Below are 26,087 nucleotides of genomic sequence, written 5' to 3' on the forward strand. Positions count from 1 at the left end.
GGCGGCGCGGCAGCGAAAGCCTGCCCCGTGCGCTCAGTCCGCCTGCTTGCGCAGGAATGCCGGAATGTCGTACGTGTCGACGCCCTTTTCCTGCAGCGCCTGCACGTGCGAAGCCGCGGTGTCGCGCGACGTGCGCCATACCGCCGGCGTATCCAGCGCGCCGTAGTCGGCGGTGCTGGCGTGCGACGGCGTTGCGTACGTAGCGTGCTGTGCGCTGATCGGCTGGTTGTCGGTACCGGTGCGCAGCAGCGTCATCGGAGCGGACTGCTGCTTCTTCGCTGCACGGCCCAGACCCGTTGCCACCACGGTCACGCGCAGCGCGTCGCCCATTGCATCGTCGTACACCGCGCCGAAAATAACCGTGGCGTCTTCTGCGGCGTAGCTCTTGATGGTGTTCATCACTTCGCGCGTTTCCGACAAACGCAGCGAACGGCTCGACGTGATGTTGACCAGCACGCCGCGCGCGCCCGACAGATCCACGCCTTCCAGCAGCGGGCTTGCAACGGCCTGCTCGGCCGCCAGACGCGCGCGATCGACGCCGGCCACCGTCGCCGTGCCCATCATCGCCTTGCCCTGCTCGCCCATCACCGTCTTCACGTCTTCGAAGTCGACGTTCACCAGACCGTCGACGTTGATGATTTCCGCGATGCCGGCCACTGCGTTGTTCAGAACGTCGTCAGCGCACTGGAAGCACTTGTCCATTTCGGCGTCGTCGCCCATCACCTCGAACAGCTTGTCGTTCAGAACGACGATCAGCGAGTCGACGTGATCCTCCAGTTGCTGCGAACCGGCTTCTGCCACACGCATGCGCTTGCCGCCTTCGAACTCGAACGGCTTGCTGACCACGCCAACGGTCAGGATGCCCATTTCCTTGGCGATCTGCGCAACCACGGGTGCTGCGCCCGTTCCCGTGCCGCCGCCCATGCCCGCGGTGATGAAGACCATGTGCGCGCCACGCAGTGCGTCGGCAATACGCTCACGTGCTTCTTCCGCTGCGGCGCGGCCCATTTCCGGCTTGGCGCCGGCGCCCAAACCCGTGTTGCCCAACTGGATCACCGCGGTGGCGCGCGAACGCGACAAAGCCTGCGCGTCCGTGTTCATCACGATGAAGTCGACGCCTTGCACGCCTTTGTTGATCATGTGCTGAACAGCATTGCCGCCAGCGCCACCTACTCCGACCACCTTGATGATGGTGCCGTTCGTTTCGGTTTCCAGCATTTGGAAATCCATGATGCCTCCGTCAAGATAAAAAATTGCAGCCACTCGGCCGTTATTCGGCAGGAGATCGGGCAACCTCCTGTCGCGCGCCAGCCGCCGGCACCAGCGCGTATTTCGAAAATGAATGCGTTAGAAGTTGCCGAGGAACCAGTCCTTCATGCGCGTGAACACCTGGCCCATCGAGCCCGACTGCACCGCGACCTTGCGGCCGCGCATGCGCTGCGAACGTCCTTCGACGAGCAGGCCCATTGCCGTCGAATAGCGCGGATTGCGCACCACGTCGGCGAGACCGCCCGCATACTCGGGCACGCCGATACGCACGGGCTTGAGGAAAATGTCCTCACCCAGTTCCACCATGCCGAGCATCATCGACGCGCCACCCGTCAGCACGACGCCCGAGCTCAGCAGCTCCTCGTAACCCGACTCGCGCACTACCTGCTGCACGAGCGAAAACAGTTCTTCGACACGCGGCTCGATCACCGCTGCCAGCGCCTGGCGCGACAGCGTGCGCGGACCGCGCTCGCCGAGGCCCGGCACCTCGATCATTTCGTCCGGATCGGCGAGCGCCTGCTTGGCGATGCCGTAATCCACCTTGATGTCTTCCGCGTCCGGCGTCGGCGTGCGCAAGGCCATCGCGATGTCGCTCGTGATCTGGTCGCCGGCAATCGGAATCACCGCGGTGTGGCGAATCGCGCCTTCGCTGAAGATCGCGATGTCGGTCGTGCCGCCGCCGATGTCCACCAGCACCACGCCCAGTTCCTTTTCGTCTTCCGTCAGCACCGCGAGCGACGACGCGAGTGGCTGCAGGATCAGATCGTTCACTTCGAGGCCGCAGCGGCGCACGCACTTCACGATGTTCTGCGCCGCGCTCACCGCGCCGGTGACGATATGCACTTTCACTTCGAGGCGAATGCCGCTCATGCCGATCGGCTCGCGCACGTCTTCCTGACCGTCGATGATGAATTCCTGCGTGAGGATATGCAGCACCTGCTGGTCGGTCGGAATGTTGATGGCCTTCGCCGTTTCGATCACGCGCGCCACATCGGCCTGCGTGACTTCCTTCTCCTTGATCGCCACCATGCCGCTCGAATTGAAGCTGCGAATGTGGCTGCCGGCGATACCGGTGAAGACATTGGTGATTTTGCAGTCGGCCATCAGTTCGGCTTCTTCCAGCGCGCGCTGAATGGACTGCACGGTGGCTTCGATGTTCACCACCACGCCTTTCTTGAGCCCCTTCGATTCGCTCTGGCCGAGGCCGATCACCTCGTAGTGACCTTCGCCCTTCAGCTCGGCGACGATGGCCACGACCTTCGACGTCCCGATGTCGAGGGCGACCAGCAGATCTTTATAGTCTTTACTCATAGCGTGCTCATTGCGTGTGATGTCCGTTTACTTCTTGCCCTTGTCGGGTTCGCTGATAAAGCGCATGCCAGCGGCACGAATCGCGAAACCGTTCGGATAGCGCAAGTCCGCATACTCGATATCCTTCCCCCAACGTTGCGTCACCGCGTTCCAGGCCGCGGTCAGCCGCTTGCTGCGGTCCAGCAGCGTGTCCTGATTGCGTTCGCGCCCCAGCTCCACCTGCATGCCGTTGGATAGCTTCACTGTCCACGCGTAGCGCGGCGACAGCGTGACTTCTTCCGGCGTGGCGTCGAGCGGCGCAAACCACTTCTGAAAGTCGTGATAACGCGCGACCACTTCCTTGGCCGTGCCGTCCGGGCCGTCGAACGCAGGCAGTTCTTCTTCGAGCTCGCCCTGATTCGCGGTGAACAGCTCGCCGTCGACGCTCACCAGCTGATCGCTGCCCCACGTGCCAAGCGGCTTGTACTCTTCCAGCGTGACAGCCAGCGCGTTCGGCCAGACCCGTCGCACGCTCGCGTGGCGCACCCACGGCATCTGTTCGAACGCCTGGCGCGCGACGTCGAGGTCGACCGTGAAAAAGTTGCCCTTCAACCGCCCGACGACGCCCGCGCGCACCGTCGGCGAATTGATGTGCTCCGTATCGCCGTCGATCTGTATCTCGCGCAGCGCGAAATTCGGGCGCTGGATCAGCCAGTAACCGCCCGCCGCCAGCAGCACGAGCACCAGCAACGCATGCAATGCGCTGGCGGCGAGATTGAGCTGGCGAACGTTGTTCCACATGGTGTTGCTTTCGGGTTGCCCCGCTCAGTGCTTCAATTAGTCCTTCAAGGTCAGCGCCAACACGCCGACCACCAGTTCCTGATAGCTGATGCCGACCGCACGCGCCGCCTTCGGCGGCAGCGAGTGATCGGTCATGCCGGGCGCCGTATTTACTTCCAGAAAGTACGGATTGCCGTCGGCGTCGAGCATGAAATCGGCGCGGCCCCAGTCGGTGCAACCGAGCACTTCGAACGCGCGGCGCGCCAGCACTTTCATGCGCGCTTCCTCGTCCGGCGTCAGACCGCACGGAATCAGATACTGCGTGTCGTTTGCGATGTACTTCGCGTGATAGTCGTAGAACTCGCCGGCCGGCACGATGCGAATGACAGGCAGGTCCAGATTGCCCGCGATGCACGCGGTGTATTCGCCGCCGCCCTCGATGCTCTTTTCCACCACCACGATCCTGTCGTACTTCACCGCCTCGACGAGCGCCGCAGGCAGCGCCTCCGCGCTCTTCACCTTGATCACGGCGACGCTCGAGCCTTCGCTCGCGGGCTTCACGAAGAGCGGCAAGCCGAGTTTCGCGACAATGTCTTTCGCGCGGGCTTCGTAGTCGTCGCCGCGCATCACGGCTTCGAACGGCGGCGTCGGAATGCCGAGCTGCTGCCACACGAGTTTGGTGCGGAATTTATCGAGCCCGAGCGCCGAGCCGAGCACGCCGCTACCCGTGTACTTGATGCCGTAAAAATCCAGCGCGCCCTGAATCTGGCCGTTTTCGCCGTAGCCGCCATGCAGCGCGTTGAACGCGCGCACGAAGCCTTCTTCCTTCAGCGCGGCAAGCGGACGCTCGGACGGATCGAACGGATGCGCGTCGACGCCTGCATCGCGCAAACCTTGCAGCACGAGGCGCCCGGAATTGAGCGACACCTCGCGCTCGGCGGAATTCCCGCCGAGCAGCACGGCCACCTTGCCAAATTTCTTCGCGAGTTGATCTGACTGATTACTGCTCATCTCACACCTTCGTTTCCTGAGCGAGACGACCCGGCACACTGCCGATCGAACCCGCGCCCATCGTGATCACCACATCGCCGTCGCGCACGACTGCTGCGAGCGCGCCCGGCACTTCGTCCACCGTATCGACGAACACCGGCTCGACCTTGCCCGCCACGCGCAGCGCGCGTGCGAGTGCCCGGCCGTCCGCTGCGACGATCGGCGCTTCGCCGGCCGAATAGACTTCGGTCAGCACGAGCGCGTCGACGGTCGACAGCACCTTTACAAAGTCTTCGAAACAGTCGCGCGTGCGCGTAAAGCGGTGCGGCTGGAAAGCGAGCACGAGACGCCGCCCGGGAAAAGCGCCGCGCGCCGCCGCAACCGTGGCCGCCATCTCGACCGGGTGATGACCGTAGTCGTCGACCAGCGTGTAGGCGCCCGGCGCCTGGCCCTCGGCAATGACGGGCACTTCGCCGTAACGCTGGAAGCGCCGGCCCACGCCGTTGAAGTCCGCCAGCGCCCGCTGGATATCGGCGTCTTTCACTTCGAGTTCGGTTGCGATCGCGATGGCGGCGAGCGCGTTCTGCACGTTGTGCTCGCCCGGCAGGTTCAACGTGATGTCGAGCGGCGCGGCGTCTTCGCGCATCGCAGTGAAATGCATCTTGCCGTCGCGCGCTTCTACGTTGACCGCGCGCACCTGCGCGTCCGGCGCAAAGCCATAACGGATGATCGGCTTGGAGACGAACGGCAGAATCTCCTTCACGTTCGGGTCGTCGACGCACAGCACGGCAATGCCGTAAAACGGCAGACGGTGCGTGAATTCGATGAACGCCTGCTTCAGGCGCGCGAAGTCGTGGCCGTAGGTGTCCATGTGATCGGCGTCGATGTTCGTGATGACTTCGATCACCGGAAACAGATTCAGGAACGAAGCGTCGGACTCGTCCGCTTCGGCGACGATGAAGTCGCCGGTGCCGAGCCGTGCGTTCGCGCCAGCGCTGATCAGCCGTCCGCCAATCACGAAGGTCGGATCGAGGCCGCCTGCGGCCAGCACGCTTGCCACCAGCGACGTTGTGGTGGTCTTGCCGTGCGTGCCGGCAATCGCGATGCCCTGCTTCAGGCGCATCAGTTCGGCGAGCATCACCGCGCGCGGCACGATAGGGATGCGACGATGCCGCGCCGCCAGCACTTCCGGGTTGTCGCTGCGCACCGCGGTCGAGACGACCACAGCATTAGCACCTTCGATGTTCTCCGCCGCGTGTCCGATGGCGATGCGCGCGCCAAGCGCGGCAAGGCGATCCGTCACGGCATTGCCCGAGAGATCCGAGCCGCTCACCTGATAACCGAGGTTGACCAGCACCTCCGCGATGCCGCTCATGCCGACACCGCCGATGCCGACAAAGTGAATGTGTTTGACGATGTGTTTCATTGCTTTCCTTCTGGGCTCGCGCCCGAAATCGAACCCGCCACGCTCGCGCAAATCTGCGCGACCTGTTGCGTGGCGTCGGGTTTCGCGAGCGAGCGCGAACGCTCCGCCATGTCCGCGAGACTTTCCCGCGTCTGGCTGCGCAACCAGTCGGCGAGTTTTTCCGCTGACAGATCGCGTTGTTGCACGACCAGCGCCGCGCCGTTGTCGGCGAGAAACGCTGCATTGGTGGTTTGGTGATCGTCCACCGCATACGGGAACGGCACGAACAACGCGGCCACACCTACCGCTGAAATCTCCGACACCGTCATTGCACCCGAGCGGCAGATCACGAGGTCTGCTTTTTCGTAGGCGCTCGTCATGTCGTCGATGAACGGCACGAGTTGCAGATTCGCGCCTGTCTGCAGGCCGGCTGCCGCGTAGTTGCTGCTCAGATCGTCGATATGCTTCGCGCCCGCCTGATGCACGATGTGCGGCCGTTCGTCGGGGCAAAGCAGCGCAATCGCGCGCGGCACCACTTCATTGAGCGCCGCAGCACCCAGACTGCCGCCCACTACCAGCACATTCAGCGGACCCTTGCGTTCTGCATAGCGTGCTTTGGGCGCGATCGCGCGTGCAAGTTCCGCACGAATCGGATTGCCGGTCCATTCGCCGCGCGGCAGCGCATTCGGAAAGGCGACCAGCACACGTTTTGCAAGCTTGGCGAGCACCCTGTTGGCGAGGCCCGCGATCGAATTCTGTTCGTGCAGCACGAGCGGGCGGCCGCTCAACGCAGTCATGAGGCCGGCCGGAAACGTGATGTAGCCGCCCATGCCGAGCACCACGTCGGGCTTCACGCGACGCAGCACGCTCAAACTCTGCGTGCACGCGCGCAGCAGATTCATCGGCAGCATGAGCTTGGTTTTCAGGCCTTTGCCGCGCAGTCCGCCAAAGCGCACGTATTCCATCGCAATGCCGTGCTTCGGTACGAGCGTCGCTTCCATGCCCGCGGGATTGCCGAGCCATACGACCTTCCAGCCCCACGCCTGCATCAGGTGCGCGACCGCGAGCCCCGGGAACACGTGTCCCCCGGTGCCGCCGGCCATCACCATCAGCGTGCGTTGCTGCGTGAGGGTCATACTTTCCCCCCGCGCATCAGCACCCGGTTCTCGTAGTCCACCCGCATCAGCACCGCAACGGCGACGCAGTTCAACAGAATGCCCGAGCCGCCGTAACTCACGAGCGGCAAGGTCAGACCTTTGGTTGGCAGCAAGCCCAGATTCACGCCCATGTTGATGAAGGTCTGCGCGCCGAACCAGATACCGACGCCTTTGGCCACGAGACCCGCGAACGTGCGATCGAGCGCAAGCGCCTGGCGGCCAATTTCAAACGAACGGCGCACGATCCAGTAAAACATCAGGATCACGACGAGCACCCCGACGAAGCCGAGTTCTTCGCCGATCACCGCGAGGATGAAGTCGGTATGCGCTTCCGGCAGATAGTTGAGCTTCTCGACGCTACCGCCGAGGCCCACGCCGAACCACTCGCCGCGGCCAAATGCGATCAGCGAGTGCGTCAATTGATATGCCTTGCCCTGCGCGTAGCGGTCGTCCCACGGATCGAGATACGCAAAAATCCGCTCGCGCCGCCAGGGCGAGGCCCACACCAGCAAGCTGAACGTGCCGACCGCCGTGGCGACGAGCCCGCCGAACAGCTTGCCGTTCACGCCGCCGAGAAACAGCAGTCCCATGGCAATCGCGGCGATCACCATGAACGCGCCCATGTCCGGCTCGAGCAGCAGCAGCGCACCGACGAGCCCGACCGCCATCGCCATCGGCAGGAAGCCCTTGGCGAAGCTGTGCATGTATTCCTGCTTGCGCACGGTGTAGTTCGCCGCGTAGATCGTCACCGCGAGCTTCATGATTTCCGATGGCTGCATGTTCGTGATGCCGAGCGGAATCCAGCGGCGCGCGCCGTTCACGCCCTTGCCGACGTGCGGGATCAGCACGATCACGAGAGCAGCGAGTGCGATCAGGAACAGCTTTGGTGCGTACTTGTCCCACGTCGAGATCGGGATGCGGAAGGACACGACGCCGACCACGGCGCCCATCACCACGAAGATCAACTGGCGCACGAGGAAAGCGTAGTCGCGGTACGACGCGTACTTCGGCGAATCGGGCATTGCGATCGACGCCGAGTACACCATCACCACGCCGAGCCCGAGCAGCGCGACCACCACCCACAGCAGCGAGTGATCGTAGTCGAGCATGCGCGAGCGCAGCGGCCGCACGCCGTTCACGGCGCTCGCAAGACCGCTGCCGCCCGTGCGGGAACCGACGCGCGCGGCGCCGGCAGGCTCACCCGAGCCACCCGCGCGTAGACCGAACCGTTCCGACCAGCTCATATCATCGTCCCCCGTTCGGCCGCAATCTCTTCCACCGTGCTGCGAAACACCGCTGCGCGATGCGCGTAGCCCTTGAACATATCGAAGCTCGCGCATGCCGGCGACAGCAGCACGGCGTCGCCCGCTTGCGCGAGCGCGGCGGCCGCCCGCGTCGCTTCTTCGAGCGTGGCGTGATCCGTAATGGCGATGCCGGTGTCTGCGAGCGCCGCGCGAATCTGCGGCGCGTCGCGGCCGATCAGCATCACGCCGCGGCACCAGCGCATGACGGGCGCGGCGAGCGGTTCGAAATCCTGACCTTTGCCGTCGCCGCCCGCGATCAGCACGACGCGTTGCGCGAGACCGTCGAGCGCGGCGACCGTGGCGCCCACGTTGGTTCCCTTGCTGTCGTCGACGTAGTCGATGCCGTCGATCGAAGCGATCAGTTCCACGCGATGCGGCTCGCCGCGATACTCGCGCAAGCCGTGCAACAACCGCGCGGCGGGCAAACCGATCGCCCGCGAAAGCGCATACGCGGCCAGCGCGTTGGCGGCGTTGTGCAAACCGCGAATGCGCAATGCGTCCGCGGGCATCAGACGCTTGAGCGCAATGTTCGGCGGCGTGACCGCTTCGTTCTTGCGACGCCGCTTCGGCGCGGGTTCGTCGCTGGCGTCGAGATCGTGCGCTTCGACGAGCCAGATCATGCCGTTATCGCGCAGCAAGCCGTAGTCGCCGCCGTTCTTCGGCTCGGTTACGCCGAACGTGACCATCTCGGCGTCGCTCGACTCGGAAGGCGCGAGCGCCATGACGCGCGCGTCGTCGCGATTGAGCACGCGCACGGTTTGTGTACCGAAAATGCGGCCCTTGGCGGCGGCGTAGGCATCCAGACCGCCATGCCAGTCGAGGTGATCCTGCGTGATGTTGAGAATCGCGGCCGCGTCGGGTTCGAAGGTGTGCGAGGTTTCGAGCTGGAAGCTCGATAGTTCGAGCACCCACACGTCGGGTAGCGCGGTGTTGTCGATGGCTTCGCTCAGTTTGTCGAGCAGCGCCGGACTGATGTTGCCCGCCACCGCAACCTTCTTGCCCGCACGCTCGCAGAGCAGGCCGGTCAAACTGGTGGTCGTGGTCTTGCCGTTCGTGCCGGTAATGGCGACCACTTTCGGCGCGTAGCCGTTTTCGCCCAGCGTTCTGAGCGCTTGCGAAAACAGTTCGAGCTCACCCCACACCGGGATGCCCTGCTCGCGCGCCGCGGTGATGAGCGGCAACAGGTCGGCCGCAAGCGGCGACAGACCAGGACTGATTGCAACGAGCTCTACCCCTTCCAGCAGCACCGGCGAAAACGGGCCGCCCACGAACGCGGCGTCGACGCCGTGCGCTTCCAGCGCGGACAGGTTCGGCGGCACTTCGCGCGTGTCGGCCACACGCAGCCGACAGCCGTGCCGCGCGCACCAGCGCGCCATCGCGAGACCGGATTCACCCAGTCCCAGCACGAGCACCATCGGCTTTTGCCGATCCCGAAACTTCTCGCCGAACATCGTCTGCTTCCTCTAATACCTGCTGCTCAACGCAGTTTGAGCGTGGACAATCCGAACAGACACAACATCAAGGTGATGATCCAGAAGCGCACGACCACCTGCGTTTCCTTCCAACCCGACAATTCGAAATGGTGATGCAGCGGCGCCATCTTGAAGAGACGCCGGCCTTCGCCGAAACGGCGCTTGGTGAACTTGAACCACGCAACCTGCAACATCACCGAAAGTGTTTCGGCGACGAAAATGCCACCCATGATGAAGAGCACGATTTCCTGCCGCACGATCACCGCGACCGTGCCGAGCGCGCCGCCCAGCGCCAGCGCGCCGACGTCGCCCATGAACATCTGCGCCGGGTGCGTGTTGAACCAGAGGAACGCGAGCCCTGCGCCGCCCATTGCCGAACAGAAGATCAGCAGTTCGCCCGCGCCGGGAATGTGCGGAAACAGCAGGTATTTCGAGTAGACCGAGCTGCCCATCACGTAGGCAAACACGCCGAGCGACGCACCCACCAGCACGACCGGCATGATGACGAGGCCGTCCAGGCCGTCGGTGAGATTCACCGCGTTGCTCGCGCCCACGATCACGAGGTACGTCAGCACGATGAAGCCCCACACGCCGAGCGGATAGCTGATCGACTTCACGAACGGCAGCATCAGGTCGGCGCGCGCGGGCAAGCCCATCGACAAACCGCTGCGCACCCACGCCATGAACAGGTCGAACACGCGCACGTTGCTCGCTTCCGACACGCTGAAGGCGAGATACACCGCGGCAAAGAGACCGATCACGGACTGCCAGAAATACTTTTCGCGCGACGACATGCCGCGCGGGTCCTTGTAGACGACCTTGCGATAGTCGTCGACCCAGCCGATTACGCCAAAGCCGAAAGTGACGAGAATCACGATCCAGATGAAGCGATTGGTGAGGTCGGCCCACAACAGCGTGGCCACGGCGATGCCAAGCAGAATCAGCACACCGCCCATGGTCGGCGTGCCGGATTTCACCAGATGCGTTTGCGGACCGTCTTTACGGACAGCCTGGCCGACCTTCATTGCGGTCAGCTTGCGAATCACCGCCGGGCCGCAGACGAGCCCGATCAGCAACGCGGTGATAGTGGCCATCACCGCGCGAAAAGTCAGATAACTGAACACGCGCAAGAAGCTTGCGTCATTCTGCAGCCATTGCGCCAGCGCCAGTAGCATGCTTCGGTCCTTCTATTTCAGTGTGCGGCGGGCGCGCTGCCCGCTGCGTTGGGTTGTGGACTCGTAACGGCGTCCACCACGCGCTCCATTTGCATGAAGCGCGAGCCTTTCACGAGAAGCGTTGCAGCCGCGCCGTAACCAGCCTGCTGCAATTGCGCGACCAGCGTGCCGACGTCGGCCACGTGGTGCGCGCCTGCGCCGTATGCCGCACAGGCGTCGCGCGAGGCGTCGCCCATGGCGTACAGCGCGTCGATACCGCGCTCTTTGGCGTAAGCGCCGATTTCGCGGTGAAACTCGGCACCGTGATCGCCGACTTCGCCCATGTCGCCCATCACCAGCACGCGTGGCGACGCGTGCGACGCGAGCACGTCGATCGCGGCGCGCATCGAATCGGGATTCGCGTTGTACGTGTCGTCGATCACCGTGGCGCCGGCGAGTGTGCCGAGCGCAGCCTGCTTGACCTGCAAGCGGCCTTTGACCGCGCCGAACGATTCGAGGCCGCGCCTGATCGCGTCGAGCGAAACGCCAGAGGCGAGTGCCGCCGACGTTGCCGCGAGCGCGTTATGCGCGTTGTGGTCGCCGAGCACCTGCAGCGTGACTTCTAATGCGCCCTCGGGCGTTTCGATGCTGAGCCGCCTGCCGTCGAACCTGCCGGTGACCGCCGCTGCGGTCGTGCGTTCCGCCGTGTTGAGCGCGAAGTCGACGATGCGGTTGCCCGTGGCCGCCACGCGCCAGATGCTTGCGTAAGCATCGTTCGCGGGAAAGACAGCGACGCCTTCCGGCTTGAGCGCGTGAATCACGCTCGCATGTTCGAGTGCGACCGCTTCCACGGTCGCCATGAATTCCTGGTGCTCGCGCTGCGCATTGTTCACCAGCGCGACCGTCGGCTCGGCGATTTTCGCGAGCAGCGACGTTTCGCCAGGATGATTCATGCCGAGTTCGACCACCGCCAGCCGGTGCGCGGCATTCAGACGAAACAGCGTGAGCGGCAGGCCGATGTCGTTGTTGAAGTTGCCGACGGTCGCAAGCCGCTCGTTGGCGCCGACGGCTGCGGCGAAAATCGACGCGATCATTTCCTTGACCGTGGTCTTGCCGTTGCTGCCGGTTACCGCGACGAGCGGCATGCCGAACTTGCGGCGCCAGCCGCGCGCGAGTGCGCCGAGGCCGGCGCGCGTGTCGGCCACACGCACGAGCGGCACCGCGGATACGTCCCAGCCCTCGGGCACGCGCGCGACGAGCGCAGCGCTCACGTTGCGCGCGGCGACTTCCGCAAGGAAGTCATGCGCGTCGAAGCGATCGCCCTTGATCGCGACGAACAGGTCGCCGGGGCCGGCGCTGCGGCTGTCGGTCGACACGCGTTCGAACGCGACGCTGCCGTCGCCGCTGACGGTGGCGCCCGGAATCAGCGCGGCGGCTTCATGCAGCGTAAACATGGGATTGCCTGGCCCGCTCATTCGCCACCTCCGCGTGCCTGCGTCGCCCGCGCGGCGAGCGCGAGGCGGGCGTGGTCCTGGTCGGAGAAAGCGCGTTTCTTGCCCATGATTTCCTGTGTTGCTTCGTGCCCCTTGCCGGCAAGCACGATGACGTCTTCCCGCGCGGCGCCGCGGATCGCCTGAAGGATCGCGCTCGCGCGATCTTCGATGCGGCGCGCCTTCGACGCGTCTTTCATGCCCGCTGCAATCTGCCCGATGATCGACTGCGGATCTTCGCTGCGCGGGTTATCGCTCGTGACGACGACGCCGTCCGCGAGCTTCTCGGCAATCGCGCCCATCAGCGGACGCTTGGTGGCGTCGCGGTCGCCGCCGCAACCGAACATGCAGATCAGTTCGCCGCCGCGCGCCGCCGCCATCGGCCGCAGCGCTTCGAGGGTTTTTTCCAGCGCGTCCGGCGTGTGCGCGTAGTCGATCACGACGAGCGGCTCGTCGTTCTGCAAGCGGCCGCCCAGGCGCTGCATGCGGCCGTTCACCGACTCCAGCTTCGCCAGTTCGGCGAGCGCGGCGTCGAACGGCACGTTTGCGGCAAGCAGCGCGCCGAGCACGCCGAGCAGATTGCTTACGTTGAAAGCGCCGAGCGTCTGCACTTCGACGTCGGCCTCGCCCCAGTCGGACGTGCCCAGATGGAACGCGGTGCCCGTGGCGGTCGCGCGCACGTTCGACGCGAGCAGAAACGTGTCGGCTTGCTGCGCGGCTTGCGACGGGTCTGCCTGCGCGGCGTCGAGACCGTAAGCGATGGTGCGCGCGTGGCCTCGCGTGCTCGCGAGCAGACGGCGGCCGGCCGCGTCGTCGCGGTTGATCACGGCCGCGCGCAATTCCGGCCACGCGAACAGGCGCGCCTTCGCCGCTTCGTATGCTTCGAACGTGCGGTGATAATCCAGATGGTCTTGCGTGAGATTCGTGAACACGGCGATGTCGAACGCCGTGCCGTTCACGCGCCCCTGATGCAATGCATGCGAGGAGACTTCCATCGCCACGGCCTTTGCGCCCGCGTCGCGCAACTGCGCGAGACTGCGCTGCAACTGCGGGGCGTCGGGCGTCGTGAAGCCGGTGTGCACCAGGTGCCCAGGCAAACCCGTGCCGAGCGTGCCGATGATCGCGCAGCGCGTGCCGAGCGCTGTGAGCGCTGCTGAAATCCACTGGCTGCACGAAGTCTTGCCGTTGGTGCCGGTCACGCCGACCGTCAGCATATGGTCGCTCGGATCGCTGTACCAGGCGCTGGCGATCGAACCGGCAAGCTCGTTCAGGCCGGGCACCGCGAGCATCGCGGACGCGTCGAGCGCGCCGTTGAATCCTTCCGGCTGCACGAGCACCGCAGCAGCGCCGCGCTGGAGCGCGCCATCGATGAACGGCCGGTTGTCCGCGCCTTCCACTGCATAGGCGAAAAACGCGTCGCCCGCCGCGAGCGAACGGGTGTCGGCGTGCAGATGCGCGCCCGGCTGCACACGCGCGCGCAGCCAGTCCAACGCGTCGGCAATCTGCTGGTGGGACGGGTGATGTTGCCGGAGCGCGCTCATCGCACAACTCCCGCATGGCTTTTCGCGTTCGCGGAAATGGTCATCTTTTTCGCGCTCGCGTTGGTCGAAATTTTCCTGGCCGTGGACGGTGCGGGCGTTGCCGAGGGCGCGGCAGAGGCCGAGTCGTCCGACACAACCATCTGCTTGACCGGCATTTGCGGCGGCACGTTCAGCGAGCGCAGCGTATCGCCGACGATCCCCGAGAACACCGGGCCCGACACCTGGCCGCCGAAGTGGCTGCCGGCCGTGGGCTCGTCGACGGACACCGCCACCACGATGCGCGGATTCGGCATCGGCGCCATGCCGACGAACGACGCGCGGTACTTCGAGTGGTCGTAGCCGTGCGGACCGTGCTTGTACGCAGTGCCGCTCTTGCCGCCGACGCGATAGCCGGGCACCGCCGCATCCGGCGACGTGCCGCCCGGCGAGACGACGGTTTCCAGCATCGCGCGCACTTCACGCGCGGTAGTCGGCGAAAAGATTTGCGGGCCGGTGGCCGGCTGGTCGCCGGGCGTGCGGAAAATCGACACTGGCATGATCTGGCCGTCGTGCGCGATGGCGGTATAGGCGCGGCCCAACTGGAACAGCGACACCGAGAGGCCGTAGCCGTACGACATGGTCGCCTGCTCGATGCGGCGCCAGCTCTTCCACGGACGCAGACGTCCCGCCGCCGCGCCGGGGAAACCGACCTTCGGCGCCTGACCGAGACCGATGCTGGTGTACATGTTCCACATCTCTTCGGGCTTGAGCTGCATGGCGATCTTCGTCGCGCCGATGTTGCTCGACTTCTGGATCACGCCGCCCACGGTCAGCACGCCGAACGCGCTGTCGTCGGTGATCGGCGCACCGTCAAGCACGAAACGGCCGCCGCCGGTATCCACCAGTGTAGTCGGCGAGACACGATGCAGATCGAGCGCAAGCGACACCGTGAAAGGCTTCATGATCGAGCCCGGCTCGAACGTGTCGGTCAGGATGCGGTTGCGCAGCTGGTCGCCGGTCAGGTGGGAACGGTCGTTCGGGTTGTACGTCGGGTAATTGACGAGCGCGAGCACTTCGCCCGTGCGCACGTCGATCACCATGGCCGCGCCCGCCTTCGCCTTGAACTTTTCGACGGCCGCCTTCAGGTTCGCATAGGCGATGTACTGGATCTTGCTGTCGATCGACAGGTCGACGTCCTGGCCGTTGTGCGGCACGACCTGCTCGTCCACGTCCTCGATGATGTGGCCCATGCGGTCCTTGATCACGCGGCGGCTGCCCGACACGCCCGCGAGCAGCTTCTGGTCGCCCAGTTCGACGCCTTCCTGGCCTTCGTCCTCGACGTTCGTGAAGCCGATCAGGTGGGCGGTGATTTCGCCTTCCGGATAGAAGCGCTTGTATTCGTCGCGCGCGTAGATGCCCGGAATGTCGAGCGCCTTCACCTTGTCCGCGATGTCCACGGGCACCTGGCGCTTCACGTAGACAAAGTTCTTGTCTTCGGAAAGCTTGGTGCGCAGTTCCTTGTTGGTCATGCCGAGCAGCTTGCCGAGCGCGTTCAGTTTGTCGGCACCCAGGTCGTCCGGCACGGATTCGGGGATCGCCCAGATCGCGCGCACGGGCAGACTCGTGGCCAGCACGAGACCGTTGCGGTCGAGAATCTTGCCGCGCGTGGCGGGCAACTCGAGGCGACGCTGGTAGCGGATTTCGCCCTGCTTCTGATAGAACCCGTTGCCGGGCCCCTGAATCCAGAAGGCGCGCGCGGTCAGCGCGACGAACGCCATGAAGAGCAAGAACACGACAAGCTTCGAGCGCCACATCGGCAAGCGCACGGACAGGATCGGATTGGCGGAGAACGCGACGCTCTTACGAGCCGACGATTTTTTCATCGCACGCCTCCCTTGCGGCTCGCCGCGGGCGCAGCTGCGGAACCCGATGCCGCCGAAGTCGGGATCGGCGCGTCTTCTGCCTTCGCGGCGCCTGGATCGAGCGTCAGGTATTGCGTGCGGCCGGTGCTCACCGCCTGCATTTTCAGCGACGCGGTCGCGATCTGCTCTATGCGCGAGGTCTTGGACAGCGCGCTCTGCTGATATTGAAGCTGCGAATAGTCCTGCTGCAGCTGGCGCTCCTGCGACTGCGCGCGCTGCAACTGGATAAAGATCTGACGCTGCTGATTGGTCGCGTTGACGACGGACAAGGCGCAACCCATTACGATCATCAGCAGGAAAATATTGAGGCGATTCATGGTGCGATCCGCTCCGCCACACGCATCACGGCAGAACGGGCGCGCGGATTGGCGGCGACTTCAGCGTCGCTCGCGAATATGCGGCCGATGATTTTGAGCGGGGGGCTCGGCAGATCAACAGCACGAATCGGCAGACGACGGTCGACCGCGGGCGCGCTTGCGTGCGCCTGCATGAATCGCTTGACGATCCGGTCCTCGAGCGAATGAAAGCTGATGACCACCAGCCGTCCCCCTTGCTCCAGCAGCGACAACGCTGCTTCTAAAACGACTTGCAGCTCCGCAAGCTCTTGATTGATGTGAATCCGTATAGCCTGAAAGGTGCGGGTTGCCGGGTCCTTGCCCTTCTCACGGGTTTTGACGACGTTAGCCACGATTTGGGCAAGCTCGCCCGTGCTGACGAGAGGCCCAAGACGGTCGGACTCTGCCCGGCGAGCAACAAGCGCCTTTGCAATCTGAAAAGCAAACCGTTCTTCCCCATAATCTCGTATCACCTCCGTCAGTTCCTGCACCGTGGCCCGCGCCAGCCAGTCGGCGGCAGACTCGCCGCGCGTCGGGTCCATCCGCATGTCGAGCGGGCCGTCGGCGCGGAAACTAAAACCCCGCTCCGGATCGTCGACTTGCGGCGACGACACGCCCAGATCCAGCAGAACGCCCGACACGCGTTCAATGCCGCGCTCCGCAATCGCGGTGCGCAGCGACGCAAAACTCTCGTGCACGATGGCAAAGCGCGGATCGGCGATCTGCTGCGCCGTGGCGATGGCGAGCGGGTCTTTGTCGAAAGCGATCAGACGCCCCGCTTCACCCAGCTTCTCCAACACCCGACGGCTGTGACCGCCGCGGCCGAACGTGCCGTCCACATACACACCGTCCGCGCGCGTAACCAGCGCCTCTACCGCTTCTTCCAGCAGCACCGTGCGATGCTGCAATTCGTTTCTCATCGCAGATGCCATATATGTATGCCGCGATCAGAACGTGAAATTCTTTAACGCTTCGGGCATGCCCTCGGCGATGGCCGCCTGTTCCTTCGCGGCGTAAATCTGTGCGTCCCATATTTCGAAGTGACGCCCCATGCCGAGCAGGGTCACTTCTTTTTCCAGCGAGCCGGCCGCGCGCAATTCCGGCGACACGAGCACACGGCCCGCGCCGTCCATGTCGACGTCCATTGCATTGCCAAGAAAGATGCGCTTCCACCAGGCTGCATTCATGGGGAGCTTGTCGACTTTGTCGCGGAAGATTTCCCATTCCGGGCGTGGAAAGAGCAACAGGCAGCCGTCCGGGTGCTTGGTAATCGTCACCCGGCCCTCTGCCTGTGTTTGCAGCGCATCCCGATAGCGCGAGGGAATAGACATCCGCCCTTTCGCATCGAGCGTCAGCGCCGACGCCCCTTGGAACACTTCGCTCTCCCTCTTGGCCAGCGCCTTTGCGCCGGCTGCCCGATTCGTAAAAATCTACCCGAAACCACCCGTGAGATCACACAAAAATACACTTTCTCACACTGTCTCCCACTTTAGAGGAACGCTAAACACGGGTCAAGGGAGAGGACCGCTTTTTGAGCGAATTTTGTTTGTTAGAACAAGGACTTAGCGCGACTCCTTCACGTCAGACATAAAACGGAAAACCGTTATAAATGAATGAGCTACTGAAGCTTGTGAAGGTGATACGTGAAATGTGCGAGCGAAAGGCGCGGATCGTAAGCGATCCGCAAGGGCAGATAGAGGGTGGGCAGCGCTGTTCCGGCGGCGAGAAGCGCACGACGCTCCAGGTGCCGTGCAACTCGGTGAAGCGAAGCCGGGAGCCCGGCCTGACTTCTCTCTTTGCGGTTCTTCTTTTTATATGTAGTACGCAGTCCGGGTCATGACCTTCGACATCGCGCGCATCAACGCACGCGCCGGAAACGGCAACTCAATGCCGCCAGCGTCCGTAGCGGCTTTGCCGTGCGCGGCTTCGTCGATGCGCATTTGCTCGACGATGGCGCGCGACTCGCGGTCCGCGGCCGGCAAATCGTTCATATGGCTGTCGAGGTGCTGCTCGACCTGGCGCTCCGTCTCGGCCATGAAGCCGAGGCTGACACGGTCGCCGAGGCGCCCGGCCGCGAGGCCAATGGCAAGTGCGCCGGCATACCAGAGCGGATTGAGCAGGCTCGGACGTGAATCAAGCGCTTCGAGGCGTTTGGCGGTCCAGGCGAGATGATCTTCTTCCTCTATTGCGGCACGGTCGAACACGCTCTGCAGCGAAGGCGACCGGGTCGCGAGCTTCTGCGCCTGATACAGCGCCTGCGCACACACTTCGCCGACGTGATTGACGCGCATCAGACCGGCCGAGTGTGCACGCTCGGCCGGCGACAGTTCTGGCACTTCCGCAGAAGCCGCCGATTCTTGCGGAACCGGTAAAGGACGGCTCATGCGCGACACCCCGGTCATTGAGCGTAAACCCCGATCAAATTCAGTAATCAACTCGTCCAGAAACATTCAGCACTCCCTGATTCGACAACTGGCCCTGCGCGCGCGGCGGCCCGCGCGCCAAGGCTTTGCCGGGAAAAACGCAGCCTGCGAACGGCCGTGGATAAGCCGTCCGAGGCATCAGGATTACGATTTTAGATCATGTTGCGTAAACGAAACAGGAGCGTTCCTGGCGACCTCCTTTTTCTTTGTGCCATGTAGCCGTTTTGTTACATTACGTGCAACTTCTCGCGAAGTTGGACAAGCAAGGCCTCAACGCTACATAAATATTCGCCTTGTACAAAAGATTCGTAATCCTTGGAGATCATTCGATGAAAAAGTCGCTTCTCGCTCTCGCAGCACTGGGCGCATTCGCAGGCGTCGCACATGCTCAGAGCAGCGTGACCCTGTACGGTATCATTGACGAAGGCTTCAACATCAACACCAATTCCGGTGGCAAGCACCTGTACAACCTGTCCAGCGGCGTGATGCAAGGCTCGCGTTTCGGCCTGCGTGGCACGGAAGATCTGGGCGGCGGTCTGAAGGCGCTGTTCGTGTTGGAAAACGGCTTTGACGTCAACAACGGCCGCCTGGGTCAAGGCGGCCTGATGTTCGGTCGCCAGGCTTACGTCGGTCTGTCGAGCCAGTTCGGTACGGTCACGCTGGGTCGCCAGTACGACTCCGTCGTCGACTACGTCGGTCCGCTGGAAGCCGGCGACCAGTGGGGCGGCTACATCGCTGCTCACCCGGGCGACATCGATAACTTCAACAACGCATACCGTACGAACAACACGGTCAAGTACACGAGCGCGGACTACGGCGGCCTGAAGTTCGGCGGCACGTACAGCTTCGGCGGCGTTGCAGGCAACTTCTCGTCGAACCAGATCTGGTCGTTGGGCGCTGGCTATAACAACGGTCCGCTGGTGTTGGGCGTCGGCTATTTGAACGCACGTACGCCGGCAGCTTCGGGCGGCCTGTTCAACAACGGCGGCACGGCAGCTACGCCGGCTGGTGCAGTGACCTCGCCGGTGTACGCTGGCTTCGCATCGGCTAACACGTACCAGGTTATCGGTGCAGGCGGCGCATACACGTTCGGCGCAGCAACGCTCGGCCTGACGTACTCGAACATCCGCTTCGCAAACCTGGGTGCTTCGTACGCATCGCCGTTCAAGGGCCAAACGGCTACGTTCAACAACGCGGAAGTCAACTTCAAGTACCAGTTGACCCCGGCATTGCTGGTCGGCGCAGCGTATGACTACACGCGCGGCTCGGAAATCAACGGCAACTCGCGCGCTCAGTACCACCAGGGCGCAGTTGGCGTGGACTACTTCCTGTCCAAGCGTACCGACGTCTACGTGATCGGTGTGTATCAGCATGCTACGGGCGAAACCGTGAACGCGGCTGGCGCGACGGTTGCAGCTACGGCTGGCATCAACGGCCTGTCGGGCTCGTCGAACCAGAACCAGCTGGCAGCGCGCGTCGGCATTCGCCACAAGTTCTAATAAGTCGTAATAACGCTGTTTGCCTCAAAGGCGCCTTCGGGCGCCTTTTTTTATGCTCGTGACCCGCAGCAGTGATGCGAGATCCGTTGCTCGCGGCGGCGCAAATGCTAGAAGGCCCGGCTGACTTGTGGTCGGCCGGGCCTTTCGTGCCTGTTGCGGGAGACGCGTTACGGTGTGTCGGCGCTGACAGCGAAGTTAAAACGCGTGAGATTCATGCCCGACCGTCGCGCAGTTCGCGACGCAAGATCTTGCCGACATTGCTCTTTGGCAGTTCAGTGCGGAACTCGACGATCTTCGGCCGCTTGTAGCCCGTGAGCTGCTGTTTGCAGTAGGCCAGGATGTCGGCGTCAGTCAGCGCTTGATCCTTCTTGACGACGAACAACTTCACGGCCTCACCTGAATGCTGATCGGGCACTCCCACCGCCGCGACTTCGAATACGCCCGGCAGCTTGGCGACCACGTCTTCAATCTCGTTCGGATACACGTTGAAGCCGGAAACCAGAATCATGTCCTTCTTGCGGTCGACGATCTTCACGAAACCTTGTTCGTTCATCAAGCCCACGTCGCCCGACTTGAAAAAGCCGTCCGGCGTCATGACTTTGGCCGTTTCTTCGGGCCGGTTCCAGTAGCCCGCCATGACCTGCGGGCCGCGAATGCAGATTTCGCCGGCCTGGCCGAGTGGCACTTCGTTGCCCTCGTCGTCGCGGATCGAGATTTCCGTCGACGGCAACGGCAAGCCGATCGTGCCGCTATATTCTGTCACCGTCACAGGATTGCACGTTACGCATGGCGAGGTTTCGGATAGACCATAGCCCTCGATGATCGGCGTCTTCGTATGCTCGAACCAGCGCTTCGCGACCGCTTCCTGAACGGCCATGCCGCCGCCGTTGGCTGCGATCAGTTTTGAAAAGTCGAGTTTGTGGAAGTCGGGGCTGTTTAACAACGCGTTGTAGAGCGTGTTGACGGCCGGGATCGTCGTGATCGCATAGCCTTGCAGCGCTTTAATCATGCCGGGGATGTCGCGCGGATTCGGGATCAGCACGCCTAGCCCTCCGGTGCGGATCGTCAGCAGTCCGCACACGGTCAGCGCGAACACGTGATACAGCGGCAACGCGACGACGGTGACGAACTGCCCGATGTCCGGGCGGTTTGCGCGGGCCGGATTGAGCCAGACTTCGGACTGCAGCACGTTCGCGATCAGATTGCGGTGCAGTAACGTCGCACCTTTCGCGACGCCGGTAGTGCCGCCGGTGTACTGCAGGAACGCGACGTCGTCAGGGCCCTGCTCGACCGGTCTGAAATTCTGGCCTTCGCCTTGCGCGATGGCGGTGTTGAATTTGACGTGGCCGGGCAAACTCCACGCGGGCACCATCTTCTTCACCCGGCGCACGACAAAGTTGACGACGGTGCCCTTGAGCCCCATCAGATCGCCCATGGTGGCGACCAGCACGTGCTTGAGCGCGGTATTGCGCACAATCGCCTGCAGCGTGACGGCGAAATTTTCGAGCAGAATGATGGCTTCCGCGCCACTGTCTTTCAACTGATGCTCGAGCTCACGCGGCGTATAAAGCGGGTTCACGTTCACGACCACATAGCCCGCGCGCAGGATCGCCGCAATGGCGACCGGATATTGCAGAACGTTCGGCATCATGATCGCGACGCGAGCGCCACGCGCAAGTCCCTTCGACTGAAACCATGCAGCCAGCTTCCTCGAAAGCGCGTCCATTTCGCCGTACGTGATCGCCGCCCCCATGCACACAAACGCAGGCTTGTCGCGATGCTCGCGGAATGCTTCCTCGAGCAGTTCGGCGAGCGACGAATAACGGGTTGGGTCGATCTCTGCGGGAACGCCGGACGGGTAAGATTTCAGCCAGAATTTATCCAATGCCGCGTCTCCTTCTTTATTTTCGAATGGTCGTGCTAAAAACGCATCGTAGCATGGGCCCCTCTGCGGTATTTGCGAAAAACGGCTCGGTTAGACTGTCGCCTCGAACCGCGTGACGGCTTGCCGGCGAGGCTTACGCCGTGTATGGCGAGCGCGTCAGACCCGCTCCACTTCGACGAGGCAGTCGTAGAAAGTTGCAGAGCCCCCCAGATCGGTAAGCGCCTGGCTGGTGACCTCATTAGCATTGCGGCCATCAGGCGCAAGCTTTTTCCACCAGATCGACAGACCCACCACGAGGCCTTGTCGCGCGCGGTCGGTCACCCGCGCGCGTGCCTGCATGGAACCGCGGTCATTGAAAATGCGTACCGTGGCGCCCTCGACTATGCCGCGCGCCTCAGCGTCCGCTGGATGAATGTCGAGATGCGGCTCGCCCTCTGTCGACCGCAGACTTTCGACGTTGACGAACGTGCTGTTCAGAAAGTTGCGCGCGGGCGGCGAGATCATCGCGAGCGGATAGCGCGCGGCAAGTTCGGGCGCAAACTCGGCAGACTCGTAGGGCGGCAGGTAATCCGGCAGCGGGTCGAGGCCTTCCTGCGCAAGCCGCTCGCTGTAAAACTCGCATTTGCCTGACGGCGTGGGGAAGCCACCCTCGGCAAACGGGGCGTCGGGCAGCTTGAGCTTTACCCAACCGGCCTGTTTGAGCTGCTCCCACTCCACTCCCTCAAGCGTCCTGTCTTGCCAACGGAACGCGCTGCGCGCCACGGCTTCGTCGCTTTCGAAGAGTGCGGGCTCGTCAAGCGCCATGTGGCGCGCCAGGCCGCGAAAGATCTCCGTATTCGGGCGTGCATCGCCCACCGGTGGTATCGCAGGCAAGTTCACCATGACGTGGGTGTGGCCGTACGACTTGTGCACGTCGAGATGCTCGAGCTGCGTCGTGGCCGGCAGCAGCAGGTCGGCGTAATCGGCGGTGTCGGTCTGGAAATGCTCGAGCACGATTGTGAACAGGTCTTCGCGCGCGAAGCCTGCCGCGACGCGCGCCGAATCGGGCGCGACCGCGACCGGATTGGAGTTGTACACGACGATCGCCTCGATTTTTGGGCCGAATCGAGCGCCGCCGGGTTGCAAAAGCGCGTCCCCAATTGCATTCATGTTGATGACGCGGTTCGGCTTCGCCGGCCAGCCCGGCATCAGGTCGGGGCGCTGCAGCGCGTGCGAATCAACCGGCGCCCAACCGGACGACGACAGCAAAGCACCGCCAGCACGTTCGCGCCATGCGCCGGTCAGCGACGGCAGGCACGCGATAGCGCGCACTGCATTGCCGCCGCCGCGTACTCTCTGCAGACCATAGTTCAGGCGAATCGCAGCCTTCTTTGTACTGCCGTAAAGCCGCGCAAGGTCGACGATAACCTGTTCGTCGATGCCGCAGATTTGAGCAACACGCTCCGGCGGATAAGCGAGCGCGCGCTCTTTGAGCTCGGCGAAACCCAGCGTGTGCGCGGCAATGTAAGCGTGATCCAGCCGATCTTCCGAGATCAGCACGTTCATCATGCCGAGCGCCAATGCGCCGTCAGTCCCCGGCTTTAGCGCAATATGCTGATGACATTTCTCCGCGGTCAGCGAGCGGTACGGATCAATGGCAATGAGACGCGCCCCGCGGCGTTTGGCCTGCTGCGCCCGCGTCCAGAAATGAAGGTTCGACGCAATGGGGTTGGAGCCCCAGATGAGAATCACCTCGCTTTCCTCGAAAAACTCGGTGAGCATGCCGAGGCTCGCGCCGTAGGTATATTTCAGACCGGCGGCGCCGGCCGCCGCGCAGATCGTGCGGTCCAGTTGCGACGCGCCCAGCTTGTGGAAGAACCGTTGCGCGATGCTGTCGCCCTGGACCAGCCCCATCGTGCCGGCATAGCTGTAGGGAAGAATCGCTTCCGGAGCGCGCCGCGCGATTTCCGCGAGGCGCGTTGCGCCCAGTTCCAACGCTTCTTCCCAACTGATCGGCTGGAAGCGGCCCTCGCCTTTCGGACCGATCCGCTTCATCGGCGTCGTCAAACGTTGCGGATGATGCACCCGTTCGGCATAGCGGCTGACTTTGGTACACAACGCGCCCTGAGTCGGAGGATGGGCGGGGTCTGCAACGACCTTGATCACACGGTCGCTCTCGACCGTCACCTTCATGGCGCAGGTGTCGGGGCAGTCATGCGGACAAACCGCGCGGGCAAATTCAGTCGGAGCGTTCATGGGTAACCATTCAGGGGACGGTAAGCTGGGCGCAACGCCGGATTCTATTACGTCCGCCGACACTTGCCTGCATGCTGCCGCCAAAAAGCCTTCGGCGTAGAATCGTTACGACTGCGTCCGGGCGCATTGCGGCCCGGGCGATCCCAACCGATTCCAGGCAAGTCAAAGCGTAAGCGCATCGGCACTCCATTATGAAACTGATCCCCGAAATCCAGGCTGCTCACGGAGAAATCCAGACTCTTCGACGAACGATCCACGCTCATCCTGAACTGCGTTACGAGGAAACTGCGACAGCTGAACTGGTCGCGAAAACGCTCGAGTCGTGGGGTATTGAAACTTACCGCGGATTGGGTAAAACAGGCGTTGTCGGCGTGCTCAAGCGCGGCAAGGGCACACGCTCAATCGGTCTGCGCGCCGACATGGACGCATTGCCGATTCAGGAACTGAACAGCTTTGAGCATCGATCGAAAAACGACGGAAAAATGCATGCGTGCGGTCACGATGGACACACGGCGATGCTTCTCGGCGCAGCCCGGCATCTGGCGAAAAACGGCGATTTCGACGGTACGATCGTGTTCATTTTTCAACCGGCCGAAGAAGGCGGCGCCGGCGCGCAGGCCATGATCGAGGACGGACTTTTCGAAAGATTTCCAGTGGATGCCGTGTTCGGCATTCACAACTGGCCGGGCATGCCCGCAGGCCAGTTCGGAGTGACCGAAGGTCCAATCATGGCCTCTAGCAACGAGTTCCGCATCGACATTAAAGGCGTCGGCTCACACGCAGCGTTACCGCATAACGGACGCGATCCTGTGTTTGCCGCGGTGCAGATCGCTAATGGATTGCAGAGCATCATCACCCGAAACAAGAAGCCGCTCGACACGGCCGTGCTTTCGATCACACAAATCCATGCCGGCGACGCCGTCAACGTCGTTCCAGACGACGCGTGGATTGCGGGCACTGTACGGACGTTCACGACTGAAACACTTGGCCTGATTGAAGCGCGCATGCGCAAGATCGCTGAGAGCACGGCGGATGCTTACGATTGCACCGTCGACGTCCACTTTCACAGAAACTATCCGCCTACGATCAATAGCAGTGAAGAAGCGCGCTTCGCGGCTTCTGTCATGAAAGAGGTGGTGGGGGCTGAGAACGTGAATGACGCCGTGGAACCTACGATGGGCGCGGAGGATTTCTCGTTTATGTTGCTGGCAAAGCCTGGCTGCTATGCATTCCTTGGGAATGGCGACGGTGGCCACCGCGACGCCGGTCACGGTGCCGGGCCCTGCATGCTGCATAACGCCAGCTATGATTTCAACGATGAATTGCTGCCCATCGGTTCGACCTACTGGGTCCGGCTTGCGCAGCGCTTTCTGGCGGCACAGGTGTAGGACATACCGCGAAGGGCTCGGTCGGCAGCGTGGTGCTTCGTCCGTTGGTTCTTTCTGGGCGGCCAGGCGGCGTGGATGTTCTGCTTTAAGTCGCCGCCGCCCCGGGAGAATTGCGTCCGAGTGGAGGGGGCACTGCTGTTTCGGAACTGACGGGGTATGCGGACGCGTTGCGCATCGGAGGGAAGTGAGTGTCCGACGCGGGTGACGGTGTGCGCCGTTCTGGGGCGTTTTTTCAGCCGCGTAATTTTTCTCCCGCGTAAACGCCGCAACCCCACCTTTGTGGGGTGGGGTTGCGGACACTGCTGGGGAGCCTGACGATTACCTACTTTCACACGGGTAATCCGCACTATCATCGGCGTGGAGTCGTTTCACGGTCCTGTTCGGGATGGGAAGGGGTGGGACCGACTCGCTATGGTCATCAGGCTTTGACGGGTTGCCGTGTCGCGTTTGGGGGCGGCACAGCCAATCGGGAAGAAGTAGTTTCTGGTGATGCTCACCAGGGTGAAGCGGGTTGTGGTGTTTCTGGCACAACAACGATCTCTCAACTGTGTGCGTGTCCGTACTCCCTT

General features: G+C 63.2%; 20 protein-coding genes and 1 rRNA gene. 2 read left to right on the top strand and 19 right to left on the bottom strand.

Annotation, left to right across the window (positions count from 1 at the left end):
- Positions 1–33: 33 nt before the first annotated feature.
- The 16 genes from ftsZ to coq7 all read right to left on the bottom strand — a co-directional run bounded on the left by ftsZ (position 34) and on the right by coq7 (position 18,538).
- Entirely contained in the window at positions 34–1,230 is a 1,197-nt protein-coding gene (gene ftsZ / locus F757_RS0121715; RefSeq protein WP_013340574.1) for a cell division protein FtsZ, read from the bottom strand.
- Between the two features lie 117 nt (positions 1,231–1,347).
- Positions 1,348–2,580, bottom strand: a complete 1,233-nt coding sequence (ftsA, locus tag F757_RS0121720; RefSeq protein WP_013340575.1) for a cell division protein FtsA — start codon at positions 2,578–2,580, stop codon at positions 1,348–1,350.
- Positions 2,581–2,607: 27 nt separating this feature from the next.
- Positions 2,608–3,360 (bottom strand): cell division protein FtsQ/DivIB, encoded by a 753-nt coding sequence (locus tag F757_RS0121725; RefSeq protein WP_013340576.1) that lies wholly within the window; start codon positions 3,358–3,360, stop codon positions 2,608–2,610.
- Positions 3,361–3,396: 36 nt separating this feature from the next.
- A complete protein-coding gene (locus tag F757_RS0121730; protein WP_027213235.1) occupies positions 3,397–4,350 on the bottom strand; it encodes a D-alanine--D-alanine ligase in 954 nt (317 codons plus the stop codon).
- Position 4,351: 1 nt separating this feature from the next.
- Complete coding sequence (gene murC / locus F757_RS0121735; RefSeq protein WP_027213236.1) at positions 4,352–5,755, bottom strand: UDP-N-acetylmuramate--L-alanine ligase; 1,404 nt, start codon at positions 5,753–5,755, stop codon at positions 4,352–4,354.
- Positions 5,752–6,870 carry an undecaprenyldiphospho-muramoylpentapeptide beta-N-acetylglucosaminyltransferase gene (gene murG / locus F757_RS0121740; protein WP_027213237.1) on the bottom strand — a complete coding sequence of 373 codons (1,119 nt, stop codon included), beginning with the start codon at positions 6,868–6,870 and terminating at the stop codon, positions 5,752–5,754. The genes murC and murG overlap by 4 nt, the downstream gene beginning before the upstream one ends.
- Positions 6,867–8,135 carry a putative lipid II flippase FtsW gene (ftsW, locus tag F757_RS0121745; protein ID WP_027213238.1) on the bottom strand — a complete coding sequence of 423 codons (1,269 nt, stop codon included), beginning with the start codon at positions 8,133–8,135 and terminating at the stop codon, positions 6,867–6,869. Before ftsW ends, murG begins: the two co-directional genes overlap by 4 nt.
- Entirely contained in the window at positions 8,132–9,646 is a 1,515-nt protein-coding gene (murD, locus tag F757_RS0121750; protein ID WP_027213239.1) for a UDP-N-acetylmuramoyl-L-alanine--D-glutamate ligase, read from the bottom strand. Before murD ends, ftsW begins: the two co-directional genes overlap by 4 nt.
- 26 nt (positions 9,647–9,672) lie before the next feature.
- A complete protein-coding gene (gene mraY / locus F757_RS0121755; protein WP_027213240.1) occupies positions 9,673–10,842 on the bottom strand; it encodes a phospho-N-acetylmuramoyl-pentapeptide-transferase in 1,170 nt (389 codons plus the stop codon).
- A 17-nt stretch (positions 10,843–10,859) separates the two neighbouring features.
- The gene (locus F757_RS0121760; RefSeq protein WP_027213241.1) at positions 10,860–12,296 is read right to left on the bottom strand and encodes a UDP-N-acetylmuramoyl-tripeptide--D-alanyl-D-alanine ligase; all 1,437 of its coding nucleotides are present in this window, start codon (positions 12,294–12,296) and stop codon (positions 10,860–10,862) included.
- On the bottom strand, positions 12,293–13,852 hold the full coding sequence (locus tag F757_RS0121765) for a UDP-N-acetylmuramoyl-L-alanyl-D-glutamate--2,6-diaminopimelate ligase (protein ID WP_027213242.1): 1,560 nt from the start codon (positions 13,850–13,852) through the stop codon (positions 12,293–12,295). The genes F757_RS0121760 and F757_RS0121765 overlap by 4 nt, the downstream gene beginning before the upstream one ends.
- Positions 13,849–15,714 (bottom strand): peptidoglycan D,D-transpeptidase FtsI family protein, encoded by a 1,866-nt coding sequence (locus F757_RS0121770; RefSeq protein ID WP_027213243.1) that lies wholly within the window; start codon positions 15,712–15,714, stop codon positions 13,849–13,851. Before F757_RS0121770 ends, F757_RS0121765 begins: the two co-directional genes overlap by 4 nt.
- Positions 15,711–16,070, bottom strand: a complete 360-nt coding sequence (gene ftsL / locus F757_RS0121775) for a cell division protein FtsL (RefSeq protein ID WP_027213244.1) — start codon at positions 16,068–16,070, stop codon at positions 15,711–15,713. Before ftsL ends, F757_RS0121770 begins: the two co-directional genes overlap by 4 nt.
- The gene (gene rsmH, locus F757_RS0121780; RefSeq protein ID WP_035467313.1) at positions 16,067–17,020 is read right to left on the bottom strand and encodes a 16S rRNA (cytosine(1402)-N(4))-methyltransferase RsmH; all 954 of its coding nucleotides are present in this window, start codon (positions 17,018–17,020) and stop codon (positions 16,067–16,069) included. The genes ftsL and rsmH overlap by 4 nt, the downstream gene beginning before the upstream one ends.
- A 15-nt stretch (positions 17,021–17,035) precedes the next feature.
- Positions 17,036–17,464 (bottom strand): division/cell wall cluster transcriptional repressor MraZ, encoded by a 429-nt coding sequence (gene mraZ / locus F757_RS0121785; protein WP_013340588.1) that lies wholly within the window; start codon positions 17,462–17,464, stop codon positions 17,036–17,038.
- Positions 17,465–17,899: 435 nt separating this feature from the next.
- Positions 17,900–18,538 carry a 2-polyprenyl-3-methyl-6-methoxy-1,4-benzoquinone monooxygenase gene (coq7, locus tag F757_RS0121790; RefSeq protein WP_027213245.1) on the bottom strand — a complete coding sequence of 213 codons (639 nt, stop codon included), beginning with the start codon at positions 18,536–18,538 and terminating at the stop codon, positions 17,900–17,902.
- A gap of 302 nt (positions 18,539–18,840) precedes the next feature.
- On the opposite strand from coq7, the gene F757_RS0121795 reads away from it, so the two are divergent.
- On the top strand, positions 18,841–20,010 hold the full coding sequence (locus tag F757_RS0121795) for a porin (RefSeq protein WP_027213246.1): 1,170 nt from the start codon (positions 18,841–18,843) through the stop codon (positions 20,008–20,010).
- Between the two features lie 211 nt (positions 20,011–20,221).
- Here F757_RS0121795 and F757_RS0121800 read toward each other — a convergent pair whose 3' ends face one another.
- Positions 20,222–21,895, bottom strand: coding sequence for a long-chain fatty acid--CoA ligase (locus F757_RS0121800; RefSeq protein ID WP_027213247.1), 1,674 nt, complete (start codon positions 21,893–21,895; stop codon positions 20,222–20,224).
- 156 nt (positions 21,896–22,051) lie between these two features.
- Positions 22,052–24,130 carry a molybdopterin-containing oxidoreductase family protein gene (locus F757_RS0121805; protein WP_027213248.1) on the bottom strand — a complete coding sequence of 693 codons (2,079 nt, stop codon included), beginning with the start codon at positions 24,128–24,130 and terminating at the stop codon, positions 22,052–22,054.
- 191 nt (positions 24,131–24,321) lie between these two features.
- Between F757_RS0121805 and F757_RS0121810 the strand changes: the two genes are divergently transcribed.
- Positions 24,322–25,518: a M20 aminoacylase family protein gene (locus tag F757_RS0121810; RefSeq protein WP_027213249.1), complete on the top strand. Its 1,197-nt coding sequence runs from the start codon at positions 24,322–24,324 to the stop codon at positions 25,516–25,518.
- A gap of 309 nt (positions 25,519–25,827) precedes the next feature.
- Here the strand turns inward: F757_RS0121810 and rrf are convergent.
- Positions 25,828–25,941: ribosomal RNA gene (rrf, locus tag F757_RS0121815) — 5S ribosomal RNA — on the bottom strand.
- Positions 25,942–26,087: the final 146 nt, after the last annotated feature.

Origin of the sequence: Burkholderia sp. WSM2232 (genome assembly GCF_000472545.1) — a bacterium.
Lineage (GTDB): Bacteria > Pseudomonadota > Gammaproteobacteria > Burkholderiales > Burkholderiaceae > Paraburkholderia.